Below are 3,585 nucleotides of genomic sequence, written 5' to 3'. Positions count from 1 at the left end.
CTGCTGTGTGACCGAATCTGCCCCGTTGAAGCAGTGCGGGTCGCTTCCACAATATCCAAGGTTGCAATAGATACGATGCGCGGTTTTCCGCGCCGATTCTTCCGTCAGCGGATCAGCGCGGCTAACTTTCGAACTTGTCTCATTGCCGTCGCCGGCGCGCGCGTCGACAATGACTTCGGCGGACGGGACAACCTCCGTGAAGGGTCTGTCCATTCCCGACCGCTGTTGCGCAGCCTCGCTCGCCTGTTCGGGAGCGGGGCCTTTTCCGTTGTGGGTGGTCATCTTTCGTCTCCAGATTCGAGCGGGCCCGTGTCGCGCCATGCATATGATGTGCGCGGCTCCGAAGGGCCGGGCAGCGGCGAGTGCTTAGGCTTCGTAGCCTGCTTCGCGCGGATCTGTTCGACCATCGTCCAGACACGGGCGAGTTCCGTCTCGCCGGCCGCGTGCATGTCCAGGCCGTTCGCGAGGCAGAGCGCGGCCAGCGTGACCATGACGCCGCCGACCTCCTGCTTCGGCTCGCCCACGGGCCGCGACCAGGTGTAATCGACCAGCGCATGCGCTTCCTCGCGCGTCATGCCGCACGCCTGCACGAGCTCGCCGGCCTCCTCGAAGAACCGGTGATTGCGCTCGAGCTTGTCCGCCGAGATCACGGCGCCGAAGCACGCAAGCATCCACGGCTGCACCCGCTGCTGGAACGGAGTCGGCGCGGGAGGCTGCGGGGCGCAGGCGAGCATGGCTGCGTAGCAGAGCCGGGCTTTGTGCGCGGCTTGCTGGCAGCCAGTCATCTTTTCGAATGCGTCCCATACTTCGGGATCGCTGAAGAACTCAGCGGGCCACGATTCGAAACCATTCACAACCATGCTCTCGGTCGGCTCGATTGGCACGAGCCTCCATCCAGTCGGGATCGCCACCGGTTCCTCCGCCTGCGCGGGGACGGCTGGCTGCCGTGCATCGCGGCGAACGCCGGCCGCAGAAGGTTGCGTTCGTCGTCGCTCAGCTCGGTGTGTTCGAGGCGCGCGAGCGCGCGCCAGAGCGGGTCTTGCGTATCGGTCATCGGGGTGGCTCCTGTTGAATGACGGTGACGACGCGATCGCATGTCGCGACGTCGAACCAGCCGATGTGACATTCCTCGTGGTTCGCGATGCCGAGCTGCCGAGCCAGCCAGATATATGCGTCGGTGCGCGTCATGCGGCCGGACTGCCAGATCGGGTTGAAGGCCGCTTTCGCTCGTTTCCGCGCGTCACGAGTAGGACCGTCGGCCAGCGTGCCGAGTGGGATGGCCGTGAAGGGGTGCAGGCCGACGTATGCCCGGCATGAGCGACAGAGGAACGCCCACGGCCAGGTGCAGCGCGTCTATCAGGTGTGCCATCGGTTGAAGGTGCGCGTCGAGCGACCGATCGGCCGCGAGCGAGCGCGCGTAAGCGTCGGCCGACTCGGTTTCGCCCACGTCGGACGGCAATTCGCCATACGCGAAGCTCGAATCGGCCCGCTCCTGCACCAGTTCCTTCGTGCGCTGCAGCCATGCTTGGCCGAGCGTGTGTTTGTGCTCATTCATTTGAGACACCTCCTGCGACCGTGATGTGCCGGACCGGTGCCGGCACTTTCTTCCGGCCGGCCTTGATCAGCACGGCATCGATGGCGAGGAGGACGCCGGAGGTGAGCAGCGGGCGCCCGTTGTGGCGCGCGGCTTCGTCCTCGGCGGCGACGAGTTCGAGGGCCATCAGCGCGTCGCTCGCGACAGACTCGTCGAACAGTGGATAGGCCATGCGACCCGACTTCATGCGCGACAGCCTGCACTGCGCGCTTTCGCCCGACAGCATCAGCTTCAGCGCAGATTCGTTGACGAAGCCGACTGGTCCCGGCGTGTGCTTGATCTCGTTCATGCTTCACCTCGCGCGCGGAGCATGGCGTCTGCGATCGCGTATCGCCTCACGCGCCATGCTGCGCATTTCTTCCTCGCGGGCGCTCTTCATCGAGAGCGTTAGTGGCCGCATCGCCTTCGCGGCGAAGTAGTCGCACAGCGTCATGCCGTTTGCGCCTTGGTGCATCGTGTCGCCGTTGTCAGCGGTGTACGTCTTCGTGGTCGACGGAAACGCCGGGCCGCCGGTCTTGGTCGTGTCCATCATGCCTCCTTCGGCTCGTCGAGCATCCAGTCGATCCACGCGAGGCGGTCGAGGCGGCGCTGGGCGTAGCCGCGATTGCCGAATTCGTTGCGAGCCTGCCACGAATCCAGCCCGCTGAACGGGGAGCCGAGCTGTTCGCCGATGTAGCCCTTCAGCTCGACGGCAGCCCGAGCGAACTCGGGGTAATTGACCGCGACGTAGGACAGTGCGTGACAGATGGACGCGACCGTGGATGAACGATGAGGCGGCTCGCGCGGCCCACGCCGAGCGCGTGCGCGGCAACGTCGAGAAGGCGGAAGCGCTGGGCCGCTGGCCCGCAAACGTGATCCACGACGGCTCGCCGGAAGTGCTCGAGGCGTTCGTGCGGTTCGGCGAGAAAACGAGCGGCAAGCCATCCGGCATGAAATCCGGCGGAAAAGGGAATGCCTTCGGTCATTTCAACGGCGGCATTCCGGTTACGGGGTTCGGCGATAGCGGTTCGGCCGCGCGCTTCTTCTACTGCGCTAAGGCGACGCGCGCGGACCGCAACGAGGGCGTCGGCGGCAGCGACGCGCCGGCCGTTGCCAGCGGCGCGACGATGCGCGAGCGGGAGGACGCAGACTGGCCGGCGCGCAACGGCAACCATCACCCGACAGTGAAACCGACTGACCTCATGGCCTACCTCTGCCGGCTCGTCACGCCTCCCGGTGGCACCGTGCTCGACCCGTTCATGGGTTCAGGCTCGACCGGGAAGGCGTGCGTGCGTGAACGATTCGGATTCGTCGGTATCGACCTCGCGCTCGAATACATCGATATCGCACGGGCGCGCATCGAGCATGAATTGTCGCGTGTCGCCGCAGCGGCGGCTGATCGTGAGGCGCTCGCGCGCCAACGAGACCTTTTCGCGGACGCCGAGTCGGCGACCGCATGCGCCTCGGCGTATGGACTTTGCGAATGAACGACCTCCCGAATCCTCTCACCCCAGCGGACTGCAACCTCCGCGATTTTCCGTTCATGCCGCTCGAGGTGAAGCGCCTGTTGACGTCCGAAACGTGGATCCTCGGCAACGGCGACGAGCGCGCGGCCGCGATCACGTTGTGGCTCGAGAGCTGGCATCAGATCCCGGCCGCGAGCCTGCCGGCCGACGACCGCATGCTCGGCCATCTGTCCCAGTCGAAGAACTGGAAACGCGTGAAGGAACACGCGCTGCGCGGTTGGGTGAAGTGCGCCGACGGCCGCCTCTATCACCCTGTCGTCGCCGAGAAGGTGCTCGAAGCGTGGGTATCGAAGCTGACCAGCAGCTTATCCGGCACCACCGGCAACGCGAAGCGCTGGGGTATCGAGGTCGACACCGTAGCCGTACGCGCCCAGATCGTCGAGGCTGCGAACCTCCTGAAAGCGATCGCCCCGCAATCCGAATGGCTGCGAAAAAAGCAGGTCCGGGAGATCGTATCCGATTCGCGTCGCGATCCCGATCCGATCG

General features: G+C 65.6%; 8 protein-coding genes. 2 read left to right on the top strand and 6 right to left on the bottom strand.

Annotation, left to right across the window (positions count from 1 at the left end):
- From JMF90_RS29000 to JMF90_RS28975, 6 genes are all read right to left on the bottom strand, one after another.
- Nucleotides 1-282 (bottom strand): hypothetical protein (locus JMF90_RS29000; RefSeq protein WP_201325750.1); only part of this gene is annotated, 282 nt, incomplete at its 3' end.
- Entirely contained in the window at nt 279-911 is a 633-nt protein-coding gene (locus JMF90_RS28995; protein WP_201316889.1) for a hypothetical protein, read from the bottom strand. The genes JMF90_RS28995 and JMF90_RS29000, both read right to left, overlap by 4 nt.
- Nucleotides 912-1,050: 139 nt before the next feature.
- On the bottom strand, nt 1,051-1,278 hold the full coding sequence (locus JMF90_RS28990) for a zinc-finger-containing protein (protein ID WP_236593006.1): 228 nt from the start codon (nt 1,276-1,278) through the stop codon (nt 1,051-1,053).
- Nucleotides 1,241-1,555, bottom strand: coding sequence for a hypothetical protein (locus JMF90_RS28985; RefSeq protein ID WP_201316890.1), 315 nt, complete (start codon nt 1,553-1,555; stop codon nt 1,241-1,243). Before JMF90_RS28985 ends, JMF90_RS28990 begins: the two co-directional genes overlap by 38 nt.
- Nucleotides 1,548-1,883: a hypothetical protein gene (locus JMF90_RS28980; protein WP_201316922.1), complete on the bottom strand. Its 336-nt coding sequence runs from the start codon at nt 1,881-1,883 to the stop codon at nt 1,548-1,550. Before JMF90_RS28980 ends, JMF90_RS28985 begins: the two co-directional genes overlap by 8 nt.
- Nucleotides 1,884-1,886: 3 nt before the next feature.
- Nucleotides 1,887-2,123, bottom strand: coding sequence for a hypothetical protein (locus JMF90_RS28975; protein ID WP_201316891.1), 237 nt, complete (start codon nt 2,121-2,123; stop codon nt 1,887-1,889).
- Nucleotides 2,124-2,355: 232 nt separating this feature from the next.
- Between JMF90_RS28975 and JMF90_RS28970 the strand changes: the two genes are divergently transcribed.
- Both JMF90_RS28970 and JMF90_RS28965 read left to right on the top strand, forming a co-directional pair.
- Complete coding sequence (locus tag JMF90_RS28970) at nt 2,356-3,060, top strand: site-specific DNA-methyltransferase (RefSeq protein ID WP_201316892.1); 705 nt, start codon at nt 2,356-2,358, stop codon at nt 3,058-3,060.
- The coding region (locus tag JMF90_RS28965) for a DUF1376 domain-containing protein (RefSeq protein WP_201325749.1) at nt 3,057-3,585 on the top strand (529 nt) is incomplete at its 3' end. The genes JMF90_RS28970 and JMF90_RS28965, both read left to right, overlap by 4 nt.

It is taken from the genome of Burkholderia sp. E168m23 (genome assembly GCF_016586125.1).
Taxonomy (GTDB): domain Bacteria; phylum Pseudomonadota; class Gammaproteobacteria; order Burkholderiales; family Burkholderiaceae; genus Burkholderia; species Burkholderia orbicola.
Note: the sequence above shows the minus strand (reverse complement) of the source record. Positions and strands in the feature narration are given on the sequence as shown.